Source organism: Halococcus thailandensis JCM 13552 (assembly GCF_000336715.1).
GTDB lineage: Archaea > Halobacteriota > Halobacteria > Halobacteriales > Halococcaceae > Halococcus > Halococcus thailandensis.
In genome coordinates this window covers 1-20,939 of record NZ_AOMF01000123.1, presented here as the reverse complement: position 1 = coordinate 20,939, position 20,939 = coordinate 1, and the positions used below count along the sequence as shown (strand labels likewise).

Sequence of the window (20,939 nt, the reverse complement as noted above, 5' to 3'; positions counted from 1 at the left end):
GATCAGCTAACTGGAGTGCTCGCCGATGAGCGCGGCGTCGAGCACATCTTTGCGTTCGACAGTGATTTTCGGACTCTCGGGTTCACTGTAGTCCCTGGAGATACCGGAGAACCATGATAGACGAGGAGATTGCCGAGACCGGTGAGGTGATCAAAGAGCTTCGCGAGCACGACCGAGAGTACCTCGCGGAGCGACTCGGTGGCGATCCCGCTGACTACCGCCATGGCAGCGACTAGTCCGCTCTTTCGCTGTCTTGACTCTCGNGAGAGTACCTCGCGGAGCGACTCGGTGGCGATCCCGCTGACTACCGCCATGGCAGCGACTAGTCCGCTCTTTCGCTGTCTTGACTCTCGGGGTTGCGCGTAGCAAGAACCGAGATCCTGATTTTGCACATCAAATAGTCGAACACACCGGCTTTGATGTGCAAAAACAGCACCATACCCGCTGATTTCGTGCGCGTGATTCGATAGCAGCCAGACGTTCGTACGCCACTCGCACGACAAAACGGGTGGCTAGCAACCCAAACAGAACACCGTTGCAGGGTCAATGTGCAAAATGCGGCCGGCTATGAGAATTGCACCCTTCTGGTGGGCCTATGCAGCATATCAGTAGCCGGGGTTCTGGACCGGGAGTCAGGAAGGAGTTCCTTCTGGATAGTTGTTTTCCATGAATAACTCAAAAGCTGCACTCGGTGTATCTGTTTAGCGGAACAGCCATGTCGAAATCGTAGCTCTCAGGGAAGAGCAGGGCGAATAGCCGCTAATCGTGCTTTCCGGGCCTGACGGATCGCCGGGTCGTTCGACCTCGGCGATCCGTTCTGTGGGTCGGACGATCCTTCCCCAACGAGATCTCGCTCTCCTCGCTGAGAACGCGTTTCTTCGCCAGCAAAACGCTGCCCAGACCGAGAGAATCGAAGAGCTCGAAAACAGACTCAAGAAGTACGAAAACGCCCACACACCGTCCAGCAAGCAAGGCGGTGCTGGACAACAGCCACAGAATGAGGAGTCTGAACAAGACGAGGAAAACAACGAAGCTGGCGGCGACTCCGACGCCGCCAGCGACTCCTCGTCTGGACCTGGACGCAACCCCGGCCACGAAGGAACGACCCGACCACCACCCGACCCGGACAGGACCGTCCGGGTCGGGGAGGCGTACTGTCCCGAGTGCGACCGCGTTCTCACCGATCCCGACGAGTACGTCTCCCGCGTCATCGTCGATATTCCGCTCCCTATCCCGACCGAGGTCACGAAATACGAGCTCGGAAAGCAGGAGTGCTCCTGCGGCAACGAGGTTGTCGCGGAACATCCTGACTGCCCGGAGACTGGGCGGTTTGGGCCACGCTTGCTGGCCCAAACCGCTCTCTTTCGCTATCACGGCCGGCTTCCGCACCGGAAACAGGCTAAATTGTTCGATTGGCAGCTTGATCATCCAGTCTCACCGGGGACGATCTACAACATGACCGAGCGGGTCGCAGATCGGCTGCGACCCGCGTACGAGGACGTTCGAGCCAGCGTCCGTGACAGCGATGTCATCTACTGCGACGAAACCGGCTTTCCGGTCGACGGCGACCAGCACTGGGTCTGGACGTTCGTGACCGACGAGGACGTCTTCTACACGATCGACGAAAGCCGCGGCAGTCAGGTACTGGAGGATGTCCTCGGCGACGAACTCGCCGAGGACGCCACCTTGAGTTGTGACGGCTGGTCGGCGTATCCGAGCTATCACGGGAAGCTTCAGCGTTGCTGGGCGCATCTGCTCCGGGAAGCAAAGTACGTTGCTGAGCGGCACGAGGAGGCTAAGCCGGTCTCAGAGATACTGCACGACCTCCACGAGGATTTGACCGCGTTCGACGAGGAAGACCCGCCCGCCTCCGCCCGCGAGCGGAGGCGGGCACAGGCCTCGCTGTGTCTGGAGGAGTTGATCAGAGTGGACTACGAGGCTGATGAAGTGACGCAGTTAGCCGAGAAGATCAGGAACGGGCTGGGAAGTTGGCTGACGTTCGTCACGGAGCCGGACGTTGATTCGACGAATAATCGCGCAGAGCGCGCTCTACGCGAACAGGTAGTGATGCGCAAAATCTTCGGCGGACTCCGGTCGGAAACCGGAGTCCGCATCCACGAGACCCTCTCGACGATGGTAGCAACGTGGGAACGCCAAGGACTCGACCCACCCGATCAGCTGACGTCGATGCTTGGAGGAGAGCGACCAAAATCACGTGCAGAGACATCTACGACGGAAAACCGCTAAACAGGTACCACTCGGTTACCCTGAGGTCATTCTCGCCAGTTTATTGTTTTATGAAGAATTTATATCAAAAACTTCGTAAAGGCGGTCAAGTGTCTGCTGATCCCGTAATCGAGTGACCGTATTTTGATTTGCGTATAGTCCCTTCTCCCAGAACGCATCGTCGATGTCACGCGTCCTTATCCAGTCTACTCCGATGAGGTACTCTCGAAGGTCCGGATCTTCCTCATCTCGGCTTAGATCACCTTCGAGTGAGGCATCGGTGATTGGAATATCATTCTTTTTGCCCTCGATGTTGATCGTAAACTCTGGAGCCGGCGTCTTCTCCTGTGTGACGATACCGACTCCGATATATCCCTCTCCAGGGTTATTGACAAATATCCGTTTGCCTTCTGTTGCTTTCCCCATAGTTCGATGATACCACTCGCCATGCCCACCGGTGATGAATCCGTATTCGCGGGCATCCTCCCATCTCCGGTACTCATTCTGGCCGAAATTCGCGTAGAAGTCGTGCCCGTTCCAGGACTCTTGGGTACTCTCTTCCTCGCTTTCTTCCGATTCATACGGATCCTTGAGCCACGTACGAGCGATATACTCTCGCCCCTCCTCCATGTAGTAATTGAACCGGACTGCGTTTATCGGCACCTCGAACTCCTCGGAGAGATACTCGATGATCCGTTCGGTGGAGCCGTCCAGCTCTGAAGAGACGATCGTCAGCAAGTGTTGGCTGTTCACCTCTTCAGGTCCCGAGGGTGTGTCGTCTTGCGTGGGGGAGAACGCAGAGTCGTACCCGGCTTCGAACGTATCGTCGTGCTCCTTGGATGACTCATAGAGTTCCTTTACCGCCTGATAGTCGAGATGTCTCACCCAGGATGCATAGTCGATGATCTGTGCGGTGACATCCCGTGGAGAGCGATCGCGCTTTAGTTCGACCACGTGGAGGTCGCCACTCTCGTCGATCGCCAGAATATCGAGGCGTTTCCCGCTCGGCGTTGTTATCTGTCGGTCGATCACGAGGAGCGGCTGGCCGAGGACATTTGCATCCTGAAGGAGGAACCGCTCCAGGCGCTCTTCACTGTCCAAATTTGTAGAAGAGACCCGATGGAAATCACCATCGTCACCAATTCTCCAGAGTCCTAAATCGATCGGCATACGTCATAATCATCTGACTCCCTCATAAATTGTCCTCACCGATAGATCAGATTTGGTTTGCTGACGTTTGACAATCATCTGGGGTACAATGATGTCCAATCAGAAACTGCCGGGGAGCTCGTGATGAAAGTATAAATAACTCCTCAGAGCACAAACCCAGTAATGCCTGAGCAATCGCTTGACTCTCTTCTTGAGTTAGATGACATTCAAGAATCGACGCTAAATAATCTCCGTGATGCTGAATTCGATTCACTTGATGGCCTTGCTAGCGCGACCCGCAACGATCTCCGGGGCATCGATGACATTAATACGTCGACAGCGGTGAACATCCTTCGGTACCTGGAACGAGAAGGATACCGAGAACGACGGGAAGTGACGGAGAAACAACACCAACTCCAACAACTACTGCGGGATCTATTTCAATTCGATACATCCGACCTCGACTTTGGGATCTACCGCATACTCAATCAGCGACGTGACATTATTGATGATTTCATCGAAGAGGACCTGATTCGGACTGTCCATGACGCGCTTGAAGCGGTCGCAGCTGAGGAACGAGCCGAGTTAGAGGAGGAGGTCAAACAGGCGCGGGCAGATGTCGTGGAACAGCTGAACGAGGACGTGTTTACGCAAGAGGGCGAGATCAAAGAGGAGTTCCGTGACTTTGGTATGGCCGAGGACTACGTCGAGGCGAAGGAACGACTAGAACAGTATGAGGTCGCAGAGGAGACTGAGGCCCGCGTCTTCAATGACCTGTACACGTTCTTCTCCAGATTCTACGAGAGAGGGGATTTCCACGCCAAACGTCGCTTCTCCTCGCAGGACGCGAAGTTCATGGTCCCATACAACGGTGAGGAGGTGTTCTTCCACTGGGCCAACCGCGACCAGTACTACGTGAAGACCAGCGAGCAGTTCACTACCTACCGATTCCAGGCCGACGGCCTCGATGCCGAGTTCAGGGTAGAGGATGCGAACGTCCCTCAGGACAACGTCAAGGGCGATGAACGGTACTTCATCCTCGGCAACGACCCGGTAGCCTGGGATGAAGACGAGGCCATACTCACTGTCACCTTCCAGTACCGGCTGATCACCGAAGACGAGGCTGACGAGTTCGTCAATATCTACAACGAGGTGACCGGTGAAGACCGATCGAGTTTCAACTACAAGACGAACACCATCCTCTGCACCGCTCTTCACAAGCAGATACTCGACCAGCTCAACGCCCGCGGACCGCGAGAAACACTTCAGCGAGAGGATGACGGGAAGACGGTGCTGATGCAGCACTTGACCCGTTACACCTCCAAGAACACGATGGACTACTTCGTCCACAAGGACCTCGGTGGGTTCCTGCAGGACGAACTTGACTACTACATTCAGAACGATATACTCAACACGGCGGAACTGGTCGAAGCGGACGCCGACCGCGACCCGCACTCCCTCCGCCGCGCACGGGTTGTCCGAAAAATCGCAGACCGAGTCATTACGTTCCTTGATCAGATCGAGAGTTTCCAGAAACGACTGTTCGAAAAGCGAAAATTCGTCACCCAGACGGACTACATGGTCACTCTCGATAAGGTCCCAGACAGGCTCTACGACGAGATCATCAACAACGAGAAACAGCTCGAACAGTGGCACGAAGTGTACAATACGGATGAATGGCGGACCGACCTATCATGGCAGGGAGAATTCACTGGCGATGTTCTAACCAGTAACCCCTACTTAATGATCGACACCGCGCTGTTTGATGGTGATTTCAAATGGGAGTTGCTGGATTCATTTGACAACATTGAGGATGAGACGGATGGTGTTCTCCTCCATGGAGAAAATTTCCAAGCTGTAAATCTGATACGGGAGAAATTTTCGAATGCTGTGGACTGTGTCTACATAGACCCACCGTACAATACCGGTAATGATGGTTTTCTTTACAAAGACAAATACCGTCATTCCTCATGGCTTTCGATGATGGAAGATCGGCTGCGGCTAACACGAGATCTTATGTCTGATGATGCATTGATGTTCAGTCATATCGACGATAATGAAGAAAGTAACCTCCGGAAATTGAAACAGAATATTTTCGGCAAAGATAATTTTCTTGCTTCTATATGTTGGAATAATTCTTACAGTCCCCAGATGGATGCTAGTGGATTCAGCACCACACATGACTATATTCTTACATTTGGGAGAAAACAAGGTGCGAAACCATATCAAATTCCGTTTGAACAGGATGTTAGTCAATTCCGTTATAAAGATGAAGAAACTGGGAGAAGATACAGGCGACGCTCTCTGAGAAAAGAAGGCAGTAATTCGCTACGTTCTGATGCACCCAATTCATGGTTTTCACTTGAGGCCCCCGACGGTACAGAGGTTTGGCCATACAAACCTGATGGAACGGAAGGATGCTGGCGCTGGTCAAAAGAAACCTATCTAGAACGTAAGGAAAGATTGATTGAATGGGTAGATACTGATGAATACGGCTGGCAGCCATACGTTAAACAGTTTCGGGACCTAGATGCTTCTAAACCACCTGAAACCGTTTGGTCACATGAAGAGGTTGGCCATAACCATGAGGCCGCAGAAGAAATTGGTGCTTTACTTGGTCGGCGTGCTTTCAAGACAGCAAAACCAATCCGGTTGTTGAAACGTATTTTGCAAATATCTACGGTTGGGAAAGCCAGGAATATCGTCCTCGATTACTTCGCTGGCAGTGGAACGACGGGCCATGCTGTAATAAACCTCAATCGAGAGGATAACGGTGATCGGAAATATATTCTTGTTGAAATGGGGGAGCAATTTGATACTATTCTCCGTCCACGTGTCCAAAAAGCTACTTTCTCAAGTGATTGGTCAGAAAGCGTGCCACAAGACAATAACGGACAGTCACATATGGTGAAGTATCATCGAATCGAATCGTACGAGGATGCATTGAACAATGTGGTGCTGGAGGAACCAGAAAATGAACATCAACAGCGACTGGTTGAGGAACAACAGGACGAATACGTGTCCGGGTATATGCTTGATTTCGAAGCAGAGAGCCCTTCGCTGCTGGAGCCAGTCTCTTTCGAACACCCGTTTGACTACGAACTGGAGATCGAGCAGAGCGGTAATATCCGGAAATCGACAACGGTCGACTTGGTCGAAACGTTCCACTACCTACTTGGAGCAGATGTGAGCGGATTTGAAGCCCGTGAGCACCAGGACCGGCAGTACGTGGTGACGCGGTGCGGTGTAGAGATGGAGAACAGCATCGACAGCGTGCTGACTGTATGGCGTGACGCTGAAAAGTTGGATTTAGAACAAGAACGCGAGTGGTTTGAAGAACAGTTCGAGTTCAACGAGTTCGACCGGATATACATTAACACAGAGAGCTTCGTGCCCGGTGCAGAACCTGCTGAAGTGACGTTCAAAGAGCGGATGGAGGCTGGTCACGATGGCGCGGAGTGACCTTGACAAGTTTCGGCTGCGGCTGGCCTTGGTCGACTACTTCCGCGACGCCTTCGGAGTAGAGGACACCACCGACTACGCCACAGTACGCCGGTTCTACGATGAACTCAATCAGGTGAATGAGGGCTACAATTCGGAAGGTCGGAGCTACGTCTACAACTTCATCTCAGCGAAAGCTGACGAGGAGAAGCTGTCGCAGGACGACCTACTCCGATATGATGAGAACATCAAGCAGCACGTGGAGAAGATAAACGAGCGGCGTGCTGTCCCGGTAGTGCTGAAACCGTTTCAAGTACTGGCTGGGCTGATCTCAGAGGCATACCTCGACAGGAGCATGGGCGAACCAGAGGTGTTTCTGAACCGGCTGAACGCATTTGTCGACGAATACAACGACGAGCACAAAGGCCAGATCAAATACCCAAAATTCAGCAAAGAAAACCTGAACACGGCCGCGTTCTGGATGGCGACGGGCAGCGGGAAGACGCTGCTGATGCACCTAAACTACTACCAGTATCTCCACTACGCGGAGGAACACGACGAAACCCCGGACAATATCCTGCTGGTTACACCGAATGAGGGGCTTTCGCAGCAACACATCGATAAGTTCCGCGAGAGCAGCATCCCGTGTCGACAATTCAACGCCGAAAGCATCAACCTGTGGGGGGCCGGCGAGAACCCGGTCAAAGTTATCGAGATACAGAAACTGACCGAGGAGAAGACCGGAGAAGGGCTGAGTGTCGAGGTCGACTCGTTCGAGGGCCAGAACCTCGTCATGGTCGACGAGGGTCACAAGGGTGCCGGAAGCACGGCCCAGAGCTGGCGGAATCGCCGGGAAGCACTTGCATCGGACGGGTTCACGTTCGAGTACAGTGCGACGTTTGGGCAGGCGGTGGCTGGTGCATCGGCAAGCATCGAAGAGGAGTACGGCAAGACGATCCTCTTCGACTACTCGTATCCTCGATTCTACGACGACGGCTACGGGAAAGACTACCGCATCCTGAACCTGGAAAACGACGTCGACGACGAACTCCGCGACCGCTATCTCCTCGCCAACCTGCTCACGTTCTTTGAACAGATCTACGTCTACAACCAGGACTCGGAGGCTTTCCACGGCAGGTACAACATACGGAATCCCCTCCTCGTGTTCATCGGACACAGCGTGAACGCGGAGAAAACCCAGTCCGGCCTGAGTAGCAACGATAAGCGCAGTCTCTCCGATGTGGAGGATGTTCTGCTCTTTGTCGGCCGTGTACTGCAAAACCAGGATGGATGGGTGCCAGACGCTATTGGTGCTATCCTTGCCAACGAATCCGGTCTTGAAGTGGACGAAGGAGTAGACCTTTTCGCCGAATCGTTTGACGCGCTGCGCGACTCGGGACTCTCCGGCTCGGACGTCTACCAGCAGATCCTCGACCGAATCTTCCAGACCGAGTCCTCCTCTGGGCTGGAAATCGTGAATATCTCGAACGCGACCGGGGAGATCGGTCTCCGCGCTCGTTCTACGGACAACTACTTCGGCGTGATTAACATCGGCAATGACCGAGTGTTTCTGGACCGGGTCGAGAAACACGACCTGATTACCGTTGAGGAAGACCAGTTTGCTGACTCGCTCTTCAGTGAAATCGACAAGAACGATTCCAATGTCAATATCCTCCTCGGCTCTCGCAAATTCATCGAGGGCTGGGACTCCTGGCGCGTTTCGACGATGGGACTGATGAACTTCGGTCGTGGCGAGGGACCACAGATCATCCAGCTCTTCGGCCGGGGCGTGCGGTTGCTGGGCAAGAATCAGACCCTGAAGCGATCACGGGAACTCCCTGGAGACCATCCGGATAACATCGAAACCCTGGAGACGCTCAACATCTTCGGCGTCCGTGCCGACTACATGGCCGACTTCCGGGATTATCTATCGGAGGAGGGTATCGATACGGAGGAACGGGAGACCATCGAGATCGAGACCCAGATACAGGACCACTTCCAAGGAGAAGGACTGCTCGTGGCCCGTCCGGAAATAGAGGGGTCATTCGAGGAACAGAACTCGCTCTGGCTCGAAACCTCCGACGAGTTCAGTCCCGAGATCGATCTCGCGCCGCGATTGGGCGTCATCTCCTCCCGCAGCGAGTATGAAGGATCATCCGACGCTGAGAAACAAAGCATCCCGAACGCTGCGATCGAATTTCTTGACTGGCACCGCATCTACCGCGACATCTGGCAATTTCGCACAAATCGCGGATATCGGAATCAGGTTGTGGAAAAATCCAAACTCAAGGAAATCGTGAGCGAGGGGCACTACACACTTCGGTGCCCAGAGGACCTTGTCGCGTTCGATAGCTTCGACGACCTTGACCGAATCCGCGAGATAGTACTGATGATCCTCCGAAAATACATCGAGCAGCAGTACCGCCGCGCGGAGAAGGTGTGGGAGCAAAGTAGCCTCACTTACACGCCCATCGAGGACGAGATCGGGACGGACAATGGGGTGATGATTGCCTCCTACTCGGCAGAGGTCAAGGCTAGTGCAGAGGACTTCATCAAGCAGCTGGAGTCGACGCTGGAGGACGGTGTCTACTCGGACGAAAGCGGTGTTCCGAACCGTGTCCGCTACGATCAGCACCTGTACCTCCCACTGATTGCCGAGGAATCGGGGCAGAACGCAGACGATGTGAACTACTCACCGCCGGCACTCAACGCCGGCGAAGAAGCAGTTGTCCGCGACATCAAGCAATACTTCGACCAGAACGACGGCCAAGCCATACTCGACGAGTGGAAGGTCTACCTTCTCAGGAACCAATCCCGCGGCAGGGGCATTGGCTTCCTGGTCGGTGACCGCGGTGCCCAACGGTTCTTCCCGGATTTCATCCTCTGGCTAAAGAATGAGAACCATCAGCACATCGTCTTTCTCGAACCGCACGGTCTTGCGCTGGAGGGAGATCCCCTCGCCAACCACCGAGTCACCTTCCACGAGGAGATCAAAGAGTACGAGGAGGAACTGAGCGAGCGAACGGACAGAAACGATGTCTCCCTCCACTCGTATCTCATCTCACAATCTGACCTACAGGAACTCAAAGACAGGTCACGCGTGGACGATCGCAATGGATTCCACGAAAATGGAATTTATTTCCCTGAAGATGGGATAGGTACAATCCTAGACAACGTACTCGACTGAGTGCTGATCGGTAGTATGGGGTGTTTTATTGATATTCCCTCCTTTCTTATCCACAAGCCGGGAAATTGTGGGGTGAATGCGTTGTGCTGAACATCCTCAACCATAGATGAGCGATTCAGATTCAGACCAAGAACCGTAGTGAGAAGTAAGTCCGGTCTTAATAAACCAGATTTGTAAGGAAATATCTGTTTCAATACAACTTGTGGAGAAAACAGAACCATCTATTTTAGCGCTGGCGATCGATAAGTCGATAACATTCCCGTGCTCCTGAGTGAGTAGATAATCCCTACCATCATCTCGATTCCATTGACATCCTCGAATTCGTTGCGAGTCGCATCTTCCTCTCCCGATTCCACACATTTGTGACGGAGCAACGCGTCATCCCGGGATTGTCGAAGATGAATGCCGTGAAATATCTGGGTCGTGTCTCAAAGCCGTCTAAAGTCGAGTAGTAACTGACTCCGTGGAAGCGGGGTCACCTCTGGTAACCAACACACGAGGTGACCCATGCACGCTGAAATCAACGTGCGGTTCGAATTCAGTATCGACGACGACAAAACCGTACCGCTCGCCGCGCTCGGTGAGGAACTCACCGAGCAGAACATCGAGGCGACGGTTCTCGAACAGCTCGTCGCAAGCCTCGACGAGCAACTCGTCGAGGCGCTCTGTGGCGAGAAACATGCCCGCGGCAACGGCGACGAACGCTTCCAGCGCCGCGGCACCAAACAACGCTCGGCGGTTACCACCGCCGGCGAACACGACCTTGATCTCCACTACGTCAAGGACACTTCCGCTGACCCCGATGAGGACGCATACTTCCGTCCCATTGAGGACGTCATCAGCTTCGACGGCCAAAAACAGTATCAGCAGGATATCTCCTTCCAGAGCGTTGATCTCGCAACAGACCTCAGCTATCGTGACACTGCCGATCACGGCGACGGCATCCTCTCGATGCCGTCGCGTTCCACCATCAATCGTCGTGTCAAAGAATACGGCAGCAAGCTTGGCGACTTCCTCCACGATCAGATCGACGGGATGAACGCCGATACGATTCTCGCTGACGGAACCAAATGCCACAGCCAGGACGACGCTACCGCTTACAACGACGTCCACGTCACGCTCAGCCAAGACGAAGACGACGCAACCACCCTGCTGGACGTCTCGGTCGACGATACGTGGGAAGACACTGCCACCGCACTCGACGAGATCGAGACGGTCACTGACGACGCGAGAGTCGTCAGTGACGCCGAAGAGGGACTCACCGAGGCGTTCACCACCGAGGAGCGCCTCCATCAACTTGATCTGGTTCACGTGCCGCGAACGACCAGCTACATGCTCTGGCAGGACGGTGCGTTCTCGCTGGACGAGCGCAAGCAGATTGTCTCGGAAGTCGCAAACGACCTCTTCCACCTGAAAAACTCGGTCGAGAAGCATCGTCCGAACGAGGAGTGGGCGGCGATCCGCGCGCGGATCGCCACCACGACCCAGCGCATCCGTCATCTCGCGTGGCAGCTGGATCAGCTTTCCTCGCCGAAGACAGCATCGTATCTGCGGACATGGCTACCATCGATGACTCTATTCGCCGAAGAGGCGGTGGATGGGTTCGAGGTGCCGTGGACCTCGAACCCGGTCGAACGAGCAATGGGAGAGGTCTCGAAGCGGTGCAAGAATCAGTGGATGCGGTGGACAGCCGCCGGATTAGAGGCAATGCTTCAGCTACGACTCGTGGACTACGCCAACCCTGAACAGTATCAGGCGTTCAAACACGAACTGCTCCAGCGTTCGACCAAAACATCAATAAGATGTGAGTTCTCAGTGGAGGCTACCAGAGGCGAACTTTAGACGACTTTGGGACGCGACCAATATCTGAGAAGTATCCAAGCGCAAACAATCACTGCTTTAATTATTACCCCCATTAGTGTAAGCGTATGAAACTTGTCGATCTGGAAGTGGCTCGGTATAGATCAATTCGAGACCAAACCGAGCATGAATCCATCTCTTTTGAGGGATTAGACTGTCTAGTCGGGAAAAATAATGCCGGAAAGACAAATATTCTCTCAGCAATCAAGTTTCTGTTAGATGAGCGGGAGAAGAACCTCGATGAAGAGTTATTTTGGAAAATGGATAGCGATAAAACTGTCGCGGTAAGAGGATTTTTTGAAATTACGAATGATGATCTCAATCGAATTAAGGCCGAAGAAAAACGGGAGGCGATAGAGGATTCGCTCCTCAATAACAAGCAATTCGATGATGTTCTTGGAATTTGTAAGAAGGCTAATAAAAACGGAGAAATATCTACTGACACACATTTACTACAATTCCTTCCTGTTGACGAACACTACTCGAAAGAACATTTTGAAGAAAGGCATGACAATTTATGGGCGAAGCAACGTAATGAGACAAATTTCACGAAAACTAACTATCGAAATCAAATGAAAGAAGAATTTCCAGAAATCGCAGAACGCGTTCCCGACGGGAAGATGAAAAATAAGGGGATCTGGAAAACAAAGTATGGAGAGTATGTCGCTTCGTGGCCTGATGATCTTGATTTTTCCCTACAACCAGATGATTTCCACGAGGGGACAAAGTCGATCATTTTCAATCAATTTCTTCCTCACGTGATTTCTATCCCAGCAATCAAGAAAATCGAGTCCACCACCAAACGTGGTGGTGAATTTGGGAATCTCGTCGATCAAATCTCTGCTGAAGTTCAGGACGAACTAGATAGCGAACTTGAAGAGCGTCTCGATGGATTTGATCCTAACGGACATAATAGCATCCAACGAGTTCAACAGCAAATTAGTGACCATTTGGGTGCAACATTTGAGGATAAATCTGTCAAATTCCAATTTCCACCATTATCGACTGAATATCTATTCCGAAACGCAGATATTCAAATCCAAGAGGAAACGCTGGAATCTCTATCCAAAGAAAACGTCGGAGAAGGAGTGAAACGAACACTTATATTCAGTTTGGTCCGAACACTTGCAGACATTCGCGAAGGGAGGTTTCAAATCGGTGATGGAGACGAGGAGGAAGAGGAAACTAGTTCACGTCCGCTACTGATCCTCTATGAGGAAGCTGAACTGTTCTTACATCCCTCTCTACAGAAAACACTACTTCAGACTTTTGACCAGCTCACTACGACAAACACCCAAATTCTCTTCTCTACCCATTCACCAATTTTAATTCAGCATAAGACTCTTGATACTATAAATATTGTCCGAAACCAAAGCGGAGGAACGGAAATCACCCAATTCGATAGTGTTCTCAAAGAAGAAAGTGAATCAGAACAATCTAGACTTACGGATCTACAAAGTGTATCCTCCTACATCTTCGCGGATAAGGTTGTATTAGTGGAAGGGCTATCTGACCGACTTGTTCTCCAAAAGATGGCCCGAAAGTTAGATCAAGAATGGGACTTCGAAAAGCGGAGCATCCCACTATTAGACACGGACGGAAAGGGTCACGTGTGTCGGTTTTATCGGTTCCTAAACAAACTAGGAATTGAGACATTCGCTGTTTTTGATGTCGATGCCGCTAAAGATCAGTGTCAAACGATTGTCGACGATCAATCCACATTAGATAGTCTGGAAACACTAAATAATCGAGTTGTTGACGAATTTGATGGAGGTGAATATGATGATGAGGAATTATCAAATGCGGTTCGATTTTTACCGTGGGATGATGCTTTTGGAAAGTTAGAAAATTTAAAAGAGAGGATTGGGAATGGTGGAGATATGACCGGCGAGGATGAAGAACTTATAGAGAGAATCCTCGCAAAGTGCGAAAATACTGAACCTCCAAACTCCTTGTGGGCATCTGATAAAGTTGAAGAAGACCGAATTGAGGTGGTCGAAGATTTATTAGACCACAACATACTGCTTCTAAGTGGCGATCTCGAAGACTATTATCCATATGATGGTGGGAACAAGAGAGAAGCCGCGTTAGGGTTCAAACCTGATGATCATGAGCTGTCTGAATTGCGAGCTTCCTTCACCGAAATCGATCACCCCCAAGATAACGATTTAGAAGCGTTCTTCCATATGGTATTCGAGCAAGACCAGTCCCAATCGAACTAGTATACAACCTACATCCGTGTTCGGTTAACACTCCCAGTAGTATTTCTCCGTCTGCGGCATCGTTCGTCTCGCGTGATTTCGTCGGAGTTGCGTCCCCACAAGGCCCGACTCATTCGCCTCTACGGGCTTAACCGAACACGAATGATACAACCTAATAACCTTCTCAACGCCGCAAAGAACATCATCAAGCACGAATTCGATGGGGTCAAATCTGACTTCCTCCTTGTCTTCTGATGGAACGACGGCAAGTATCCAAGACATCATTAAGCAAGCTTGCGCTAAAATCAGTGTTCTGTTGGGGACGGCTGAGAAAATACCAATAGAGCCTCGCGCCGTCTCAGTCAACGGCGAGCGGGTTTGGTACGTTCCTTCCGTTGAAGAGGGCAACTATGCTGATTCCAGGATGGCCAGCACACGGAGTGTGAGGTGGAGATGAGCATTGCGAATCTCCCTATTCATGTCCTCGGAAACGAACAACTCTAAGCATGGGAATCGAAGACCACCACAATGGCCAACATCTCAACTGCGCCGAGTGATCGCATGGATCCTCCATAACCAACTCACTGGGGCCAGTTCCCACCGCTTGAACAGCTCCGCATCCAAAGTAACACAGGCGGCTACACCGGTCCTGTAGCGTTCGTGCTGGAGAATGGCTGAGCTGATATCGACGATGGTCACTGTCGACCAGATGAAGGTCTTACTGACTACTGAGGATGTCGAAGAAGTCACTTCCATTGCAACGTTCGTCAGTCGTTGCAAGCTTAGTCAAATGCAGATGTGGATATGGACTGATTAAACGAGGCTCTCAAAGTCGGCGGTCGGTACCCAAGTCAGAGTCTGATCGCCAAACTCTCCAGCATTCCAGTTTTGCTATTGTCATTAGCCCTCTTCTGTGGCTTAATCTCAACTTAGCAATCAGAGTTGGGCCTCTCCTATCGACAGTTTTAGATTTATACCGAGTTATCATTGCCTCAATGACGCTCCAGCGTGCCCGTTCTGTAGACGAACTCTACGCCGAAACACAGGACTATGATCTCGTCCTCACAACTGACGGACCGCTGAGTCTCGCCCTGAACCGACGACTCGACCAACCGCGATTAGGCCGCTTCGCCGCCACCCCACGAATGCTCGCTTCGGGCGAGTTCACTGCACAGGACCAGCGCTCTCTCTTTCTCGACCTCGTTACCGAAACTGACCTAAGCTGGAAGCACGCCTCGTATCTCGTCGAGAACATCCTCCAGAGCTGGGAAGAGACAGGTGAGATCGATGCCATCCTCGACTACGATCGCTACGACACCAACTCAACCCACGAAGCCATCGACGTCATCCAACAGGCCGAAAGCTCACACGCCGATCTCGCCGAGTACACCATCGACGACGATCTCGACGTGGCGGTGATCGGCGAAGCGCAGTTCACGACGCTCGACTGTACGATTCTTCCCGATGATTACGACTCCGTTAGCCCGTTCGCACCAGATCCATTCGATCTCCCCGATTTCTCACTGTTCGACTCGACGACTGCCATCGTCGAGACGGTCACCGATGCCACCTCCACAGATAACGCCGAAGATATCGCTGTAGTCATGGATCGGGGGAGCGAGTATCCCTCACTCATCGAATCGGCGTTCGAATCCACCGACGTTCCCTACTACGGCGGGCCGGGCTTCGTGGACAACACCCACATTCGAACGTTCCTCAGACTCCTCCGCAGGGCGCTCTCAAGCGACAGCCTCCGCCTGAGTGACGTTCGCCCCATCCTCACAACGATCGGCATCGACCCACCAGTCAAACACGACCAGAAGCGACTTCGAAGCCTCGATCAGCCCGAGCTGGATCCGCTACAGACCTTCTGCGGCACCATCAACGATCACACCGTCGACGAGGCACTCTCGACCTACGAGACGTGGTGCGACGAGTCGTTCACCGACCTCCGGGGCGAACTCCGCCGACTCGGCCTCTTGGAACAACCAGTCACCGATACAATCCTCGACGATCTCGAATACTACTTCCAATCGTTCGATGTCCCCACTGACGAAGAACAGGAGGGAGTACTCCTCGCGTCGGCCACCTCCGCAGCGTACGTCGACCGTCCGGTGGTCTTCTACCTCGGATTGGACGCCGGCTGGACCCACTCAGTACCCGACAAACCGTGGGTCGATGCCGACCAGAAGGATCGCGAGTACCTCCAGCAGTTTCAGGTCCTCCTTCAAAATGGTGTCGAGCAGTACTATCTCGTCAAGGATACCGAAGCCGGCGAGTCGATCACGCCCTGCTTGTACTTCCATGACCTCCTCGATCAAGAGTTCGACCGCTTCAGCGACCTTTCACACGTACCCTACAGCCGACGCTCATCCAGCCAACCCACGACTGGCTTCGAAAAACAGTCCATCACCACCACGTCCGATACCGTCGAAACGATCAGCCAGTCTTCGCTGAGTACGCTCGTCAACTGCCCGCGGGACTACTACTTCGACAATCTCGTCGAGGGCCCGGATCGTGACTATCTCCAGAAGGGGAACCTCTTCCATGACTTCGCAGAGTTCTATGTCAATCATCCCGACAAGGTCGACACAGCAGGCACCGACACCATCGTTGCAATCATGCGTGAAGGGATGGAGCCGTACGTCGACGACCTCGATCTCGCGACGCTCGAAAGCGAATTCCGGGTTGGCATCGACGCCATCACCAGATACCTCGACGAGAACCCACCAAAAGAATCGACGTATGACGCTTATACGGACCCCGACTGGGGCAATCGCTTCGCCAAACACTTCGACCGAACGATCGACTCACCGATCACCGAACGGTGGTTCGAGAACAGCGCACTCGGCGCTAAGGGTATCATCGATTTGATTCACACACCGAACCAGCTTCTCGACTACAAGAGCGGGAGTCACAACTCCGCCTCGACAGTCGTGAAGAACGCCCGGATCGATGAGATTAGCGATACACCGAACTTCCAGGCGCTGCTCTATCTCGCCCAGCATCGCGATGAGCGCCCGGACGAACGACTTGAGTTCCGGCTGTTCCATTTCCTTGAGACGTTCGATGATGCGATCACTGCCGATGAACCGCCATCATCCGATGAAGGAATCACGACCCTGACCTACTACCCGACATCCTTCGAGGAGCACATCCAACAAGAGGCTACGTTCGAGGCGCTTCGTGAAGATGGCTCCAACAAGTGCCAGAAGACGTTCGATCAGGTCGAGTACGACACGTATCGGTCGCTCCTCAACTCTCACGATATCCCGGACACCTACGAGAAAGACGAGCTGCTCGACTCGGCGTTCGCAGACGCACTCACCGAACAGATGAAAATCGCTGTTGGCGACTACAAATACGTCGAAACTGGATGCAACCAAGCGCTTCGCCAACTCCTCTCGATTCGCACGCAGAACTACTTCGAACCTGAGGTCGACGCTTTCGAGGAGTTCCTTGACCTGTCTCTTATACACATCTCTGATGGCGCGAGGGNNNTCAGAGATGTGTATAAGAGACAGGTACTCGTTTCGACACACAGGAGGGTGATCAATGACGGACACAGCGATCACACCGAACGACCAACAGCAGGAGCTGATCGACGCGACCGAAGGAACCTACCTCGTCGACGCGGGTGCTGGCACGGGGAAGACGTTCACCGTTACTCGACGCTACGCGAACATCCTTGATCAGGACGATGTCGAACCGGAGGATCTCCTCTTGCTGACGTTCACGAACAACGCTGCCGAGGAGATGAAAGATCGGATCGTCGCCCACTGTGACTACAGTATGGCGGCGCTGCGCGACGCTCCGATCAGCACGTTCCACAGTCTTGCTCACGATATCTTGCTTCGGTACGGATTCGAAGCGCCACAGATCCTCGGGATCGACGATCGCATCACCTCTTCGACGCAGTTACTCGAAAACGAGGTCATCGAGAACGAGCGCTTCCGAGAATTCGTCGGGCGGTTCGTGCGCAAGCATCCCGAGTATGAGGACTACTTCCGAATCCTCTCGGATGAGTCGTCGCTACTCGCCCAGATCAAACAGCTCGCAGCGAAAGGTATCTTCCCGACTCGCGAGGGGTGGTTCCGTCACGGCGAGCGCTATCTCGATGGCGATTTTGAGGAGTTCAAGGAGTATTTCACCCAGGCGAATACACCGAATGAGGGCACAAACGGGCCGACACAGTCTGATCTGCGTGACAACCTCGGCCTCTACGGCCGGAACAAATGCTACCTCCCGGAGGCACCAGGGAAGACCGAACTCCGGGGTGGCCGAGGCACGAAACAGATCGACGCTGAGTGGGCCAACCGAGCTTTCGAGGAGGATCGTTCGGAGCTGAAGCAGTTCGTCCACGATCTGTATTTCGAGTATATCGAATTCGCGCTCGGTCGCAACTACCTCAACTTCAGTTTTCTCCTGCTGTTCGCGTTCGCACTGCTCTGTGAAGACCACGCTCTTCGTGAGGAACTGGCCTTCGAGTACACGATGATCGACGAGTTCCAAGACACCAGCGAGATCCAATTCAAGCTCGCTCTCCTGCTTGCCGGGACCGATAACATCTGCGTGGTCGGCGACTGGAAGCAGAGTATCTACTCCTTCCAATACGCTTCGGTCGATAACATCCGCCGTTTCGAGGAGCGCCTCCAGACCTATAAGAGCGAACTCAACAACGACATCGAGCGCGTTGGCTACCCTGTTGAGGACGTGACCGAGATCGAACTCACGCAGAACTATCGCTCGACACAGGAGATTCTCGACTTCTCGGAGTGCAGCTTGACGCTGCCAGCCACGAACAATGAGGACCTCGACGCCGATGACGTGCGCGAGTCGATTGTCTCACTCAACGCCGATTCGACCAACGAGCATTCGCGGATCGAAGCTACGACTGGTGACGACGAGTACGAGGCCCTCTTGGATCGCGTTCAGGAGATCGTGGACAACCCCGAGTATGCGGTCGCAGATGCAGATGCCAACGATGGACTGCGCCCACCGACGTACGAGGACATCGCGATTCTCACTCGGACGCGGCGGTTCGGTCGTGAGCTCCAGCAACGCGCCGACGAGTATGGATTCCCGGTGGCCTATGAGGGTGGCGTCGAGCTGTTCAGTACCGACCAGGTATTACTGTTGCTGGCGTGGCTTCGCATTCTCGAAAACGACGCCGACCGCGGCTGGGCAGTTGTGCTCGAACGCGCTGGCTACACGCTTGACGAAGCCGACCAGATCCTCGATACGGAGGCCTATCCGTCGAACATGGTGGCGTTCCGCGATGAGCTGGCGGACATCGAAACTGTCGGCGGGATCGCCCGCCGAGTGTTCGATCGGTATGGGTTCGAGGACGCCTACGCTGACACGCTCGTCACGACGCTCGAAGGGGTGTTTTCGAGCACACATATGAACCGCGGCGAGGTCATCCAGTTCATCGAGCGGAGTCTCGACGCCGGCAGCACTCACGAGGTCGATGACTCCCCCGGAACGGATTCCATTACCGTCCAGACAATCCACGCGGCGAAAGGGCTCGAACATCCCATCGTGATTCTCGCGAACGTCAACCAGCACAATTTCCCACCCTCCGGGGGTGATGGCGACGCGATCCGGTACGATGACACGGCGGGCCTTCGCCAGACCAAACACTACTCGACGGTTCACGACCTCCCACACGTGTATCACAGCTGGCGACACGACGTCCGCTCGGCGTGTCTCTCCCGCGAGTACGACGAGGAACGCCGGCTCATGTACGTCGCGATGACCCGGGCAAAGGACCACCTGCTCTTCTCTGCGGGATCCTCGCCGAGTGCCCTCTTCGATAACCTGCCGCTCGAACCCGAGGAGCGCGAACCGGACGTACAGCCGGCTGACGGTGGCATCACAGTTCAAAGCCATCTCCAGATATCCATCCCGAATCGAGAAGGACCAGTGGCCCAGTCACCACACACGCTGATCGACGACAGCGTGTTCGAGGACGTTTCCGACGGGAAAGGCTCTGAGTTCGGCCGACGAGTCCACGAGTTCGCCGAACGCTATGCTGAAGGAGAAGCTGTCGAGCCAGAGAATGGTGAGATCAACAGCGATGAGAGGCACATCAAAGCGTTTCTCGACTCGCTCGACGGTGACTTCCGTGTCGAGGAACCTGCCTACCTTCCCCTGACGATCGACGGTGAAGAGGTATCGATCTCGGGCGTGATCGACCTGCTATGCATAAGGCCGAATGAAGTGGAGATCATCGATTACAAGACTGATCGCGGGCAGCACGCTCAATCGGAGTACCGCAAGCAGGTCAGCGTTTACTACCACGTCGTCTCACAGTGCTTTCCGGATCGGGATGTTTCAGTCGGTATCTTCTACACCGAAGATGGTAGTCCCGTCCCAATCAATCCGCTCACAGAAGACGAACTTATCGCACTCGTACGAACTGAGATGGCTACTTCGAGTAGTGCACCGGCCGGTTAGTCAACTACCACCTACTGATCTTTTCCATATTCTCTGGTTTTATTCGGCAGTTATAAATAGACGACGGATTTTGAACGACTGGACGATGGCACTCAGCAACCAACATTCCAATCCCGGTTCTTCTGTTCGAGAATTGCCACTACTGAGAAAGAGAGGAGGTCTAGTTGGATGATCCACACAGATACCTCGGATTCGTTCGCGACGTATGCTGAGGGGTGCGATAACGTCTCGTTCTCCGAGTGGCTCCGCGAGCGTTCGGAACCAGCGTGGACTGACGCAACGCGTCATCAGTTCGTAGAGGAGCTTGGCGAAGATACGCTGGATGATGACACTGGTTATCGCTTAAGCCCAGAATGAGCGGTGAGTGCGGAAGCTGGTTTGCTGAGTGCTGTGGGATTTCTCAGAAGTAGAGCACG

The 20,939-nt window shown here is 53.5% G+C and carries 9 protein-coding genes; 8 read left to right on the top strand and 1 reads right to left on the bottom strand.

What is annotated here, in order from left to right:
- The first annotated feature begins 113 nt into the window (after nt 1–113).
- Nucleotides 114–236, top strand: a complete 123-nt coding sequence (locus C451_RS24005) for a hypothetical protein (protein ID WP_275039321.1) — start codon at nt 114–116, stop codon at nt 234–236.
- Between the two features lie 529 nt (nt 237–765).
- Entirely contained in the window at nt 766–2,247 is a 1,482-nt protein-coding gene (gene tnpC, locus C451_RS20990) for an IS66 family transposase (protein WP_080503518.1), read from the top strand.
- A gap of 48 nt (nt 2,248–2,295) precedes the next feature.
- Here the strand turns inward: tnpC and C451_RS05670 are convergent, their stop codons facing one another.
- Entirely contained in the window at nt 2,296–3,396 is a 1,101-nt protein-coding gene (locus C451_RS05670) for an endonuclease NucS (protein WP_007738645.1), read from the bottom strand.
- Nucleotides 3,397–3,558: 162 nt separating this feature from the next.
- On the opposite strand from C451_RS05670, the gene C451_RS05665 reads away from it, so the two are divergent.
- The 6 genes from C451_RS05665 to C451_RS05645 all read left to right on the top strand — a co-directional run bounded on the left by C451_RS05665 (nt 3,559) and on the right by C451_RS05645 (nt 20,523).
- Complete coding sequence (locus C451_RS05665; protein ID WP_007738644.1) at nt 3,559–6,837, top strand: site-specific DNA-methyltransferase; 3,279 nt, start codon at nt 3,559–3,561, stop codon at nt 6,835–6,837.
- Entirely contained in the window at nt 6,824–10,003 is a 3,180-nt protein-coding gene (locus tag C451_RS05660; RefSeq protein ID WP_007738643.1) for a DEAD/DEAH box helicase family protein, read from the top strand. The genes C451_RS05665 and C451_RS05660 overlap by 14 nt, the downstream gene beginning before the upstream one ends.
- A 507-nt stretch (nt 10,004–10,510) precedes the next feature.
- Entirely contained in the window at nt 10,511–11,845 is a 1,335-nt protein-coding gene (locus C451_RS05655; RefSeq protein ID WP_007738641.1) for an ISH6-like element ISHth2 family transposase, read from the top strand.
- 86 nt (nt 11,846–11,931) lie between these two features.
- On the top strand, nt 11,932–14,085 hold the full coding sequence (locus tag C451_RS05650; protein ID WP_007738639.1) for an AAA family ATPase: 2,154 nt from the start codon (nt 11,932–11,934) through the stop codon (nt 14,083–14,085).
- Nucleotides 14,086–14,798: 713 nt separating this feature from the next.
- Nucleotides 14,799–17,756: a PD-(D/E)XK nuclease family protein gene (locus C451_RS23705; protein WP_080503517.1), complete on the top strand. Its 2,958-nt coding sequence runs from the start codon at nt 14,799–14,801 to the stop codon at nt 17,754–17,756.
- Nucleotides 17,662–20,523, top strand: a complete 2,862-nt coding sequence (locus C451_RS05645; RefSeq protein ID WP_241431200.1) for a UvrD-helicase domain-containing protein — start codon at nt 17,662–17,664, stop codon at nt 20,521–20,523. Before C451_RS23705 ends, C451_RS05645 begins: the two co-directional genes overlap by 95 nt.
- Nucleotides 20,524–20,939 lie beyond the last annotated feature (416 nt).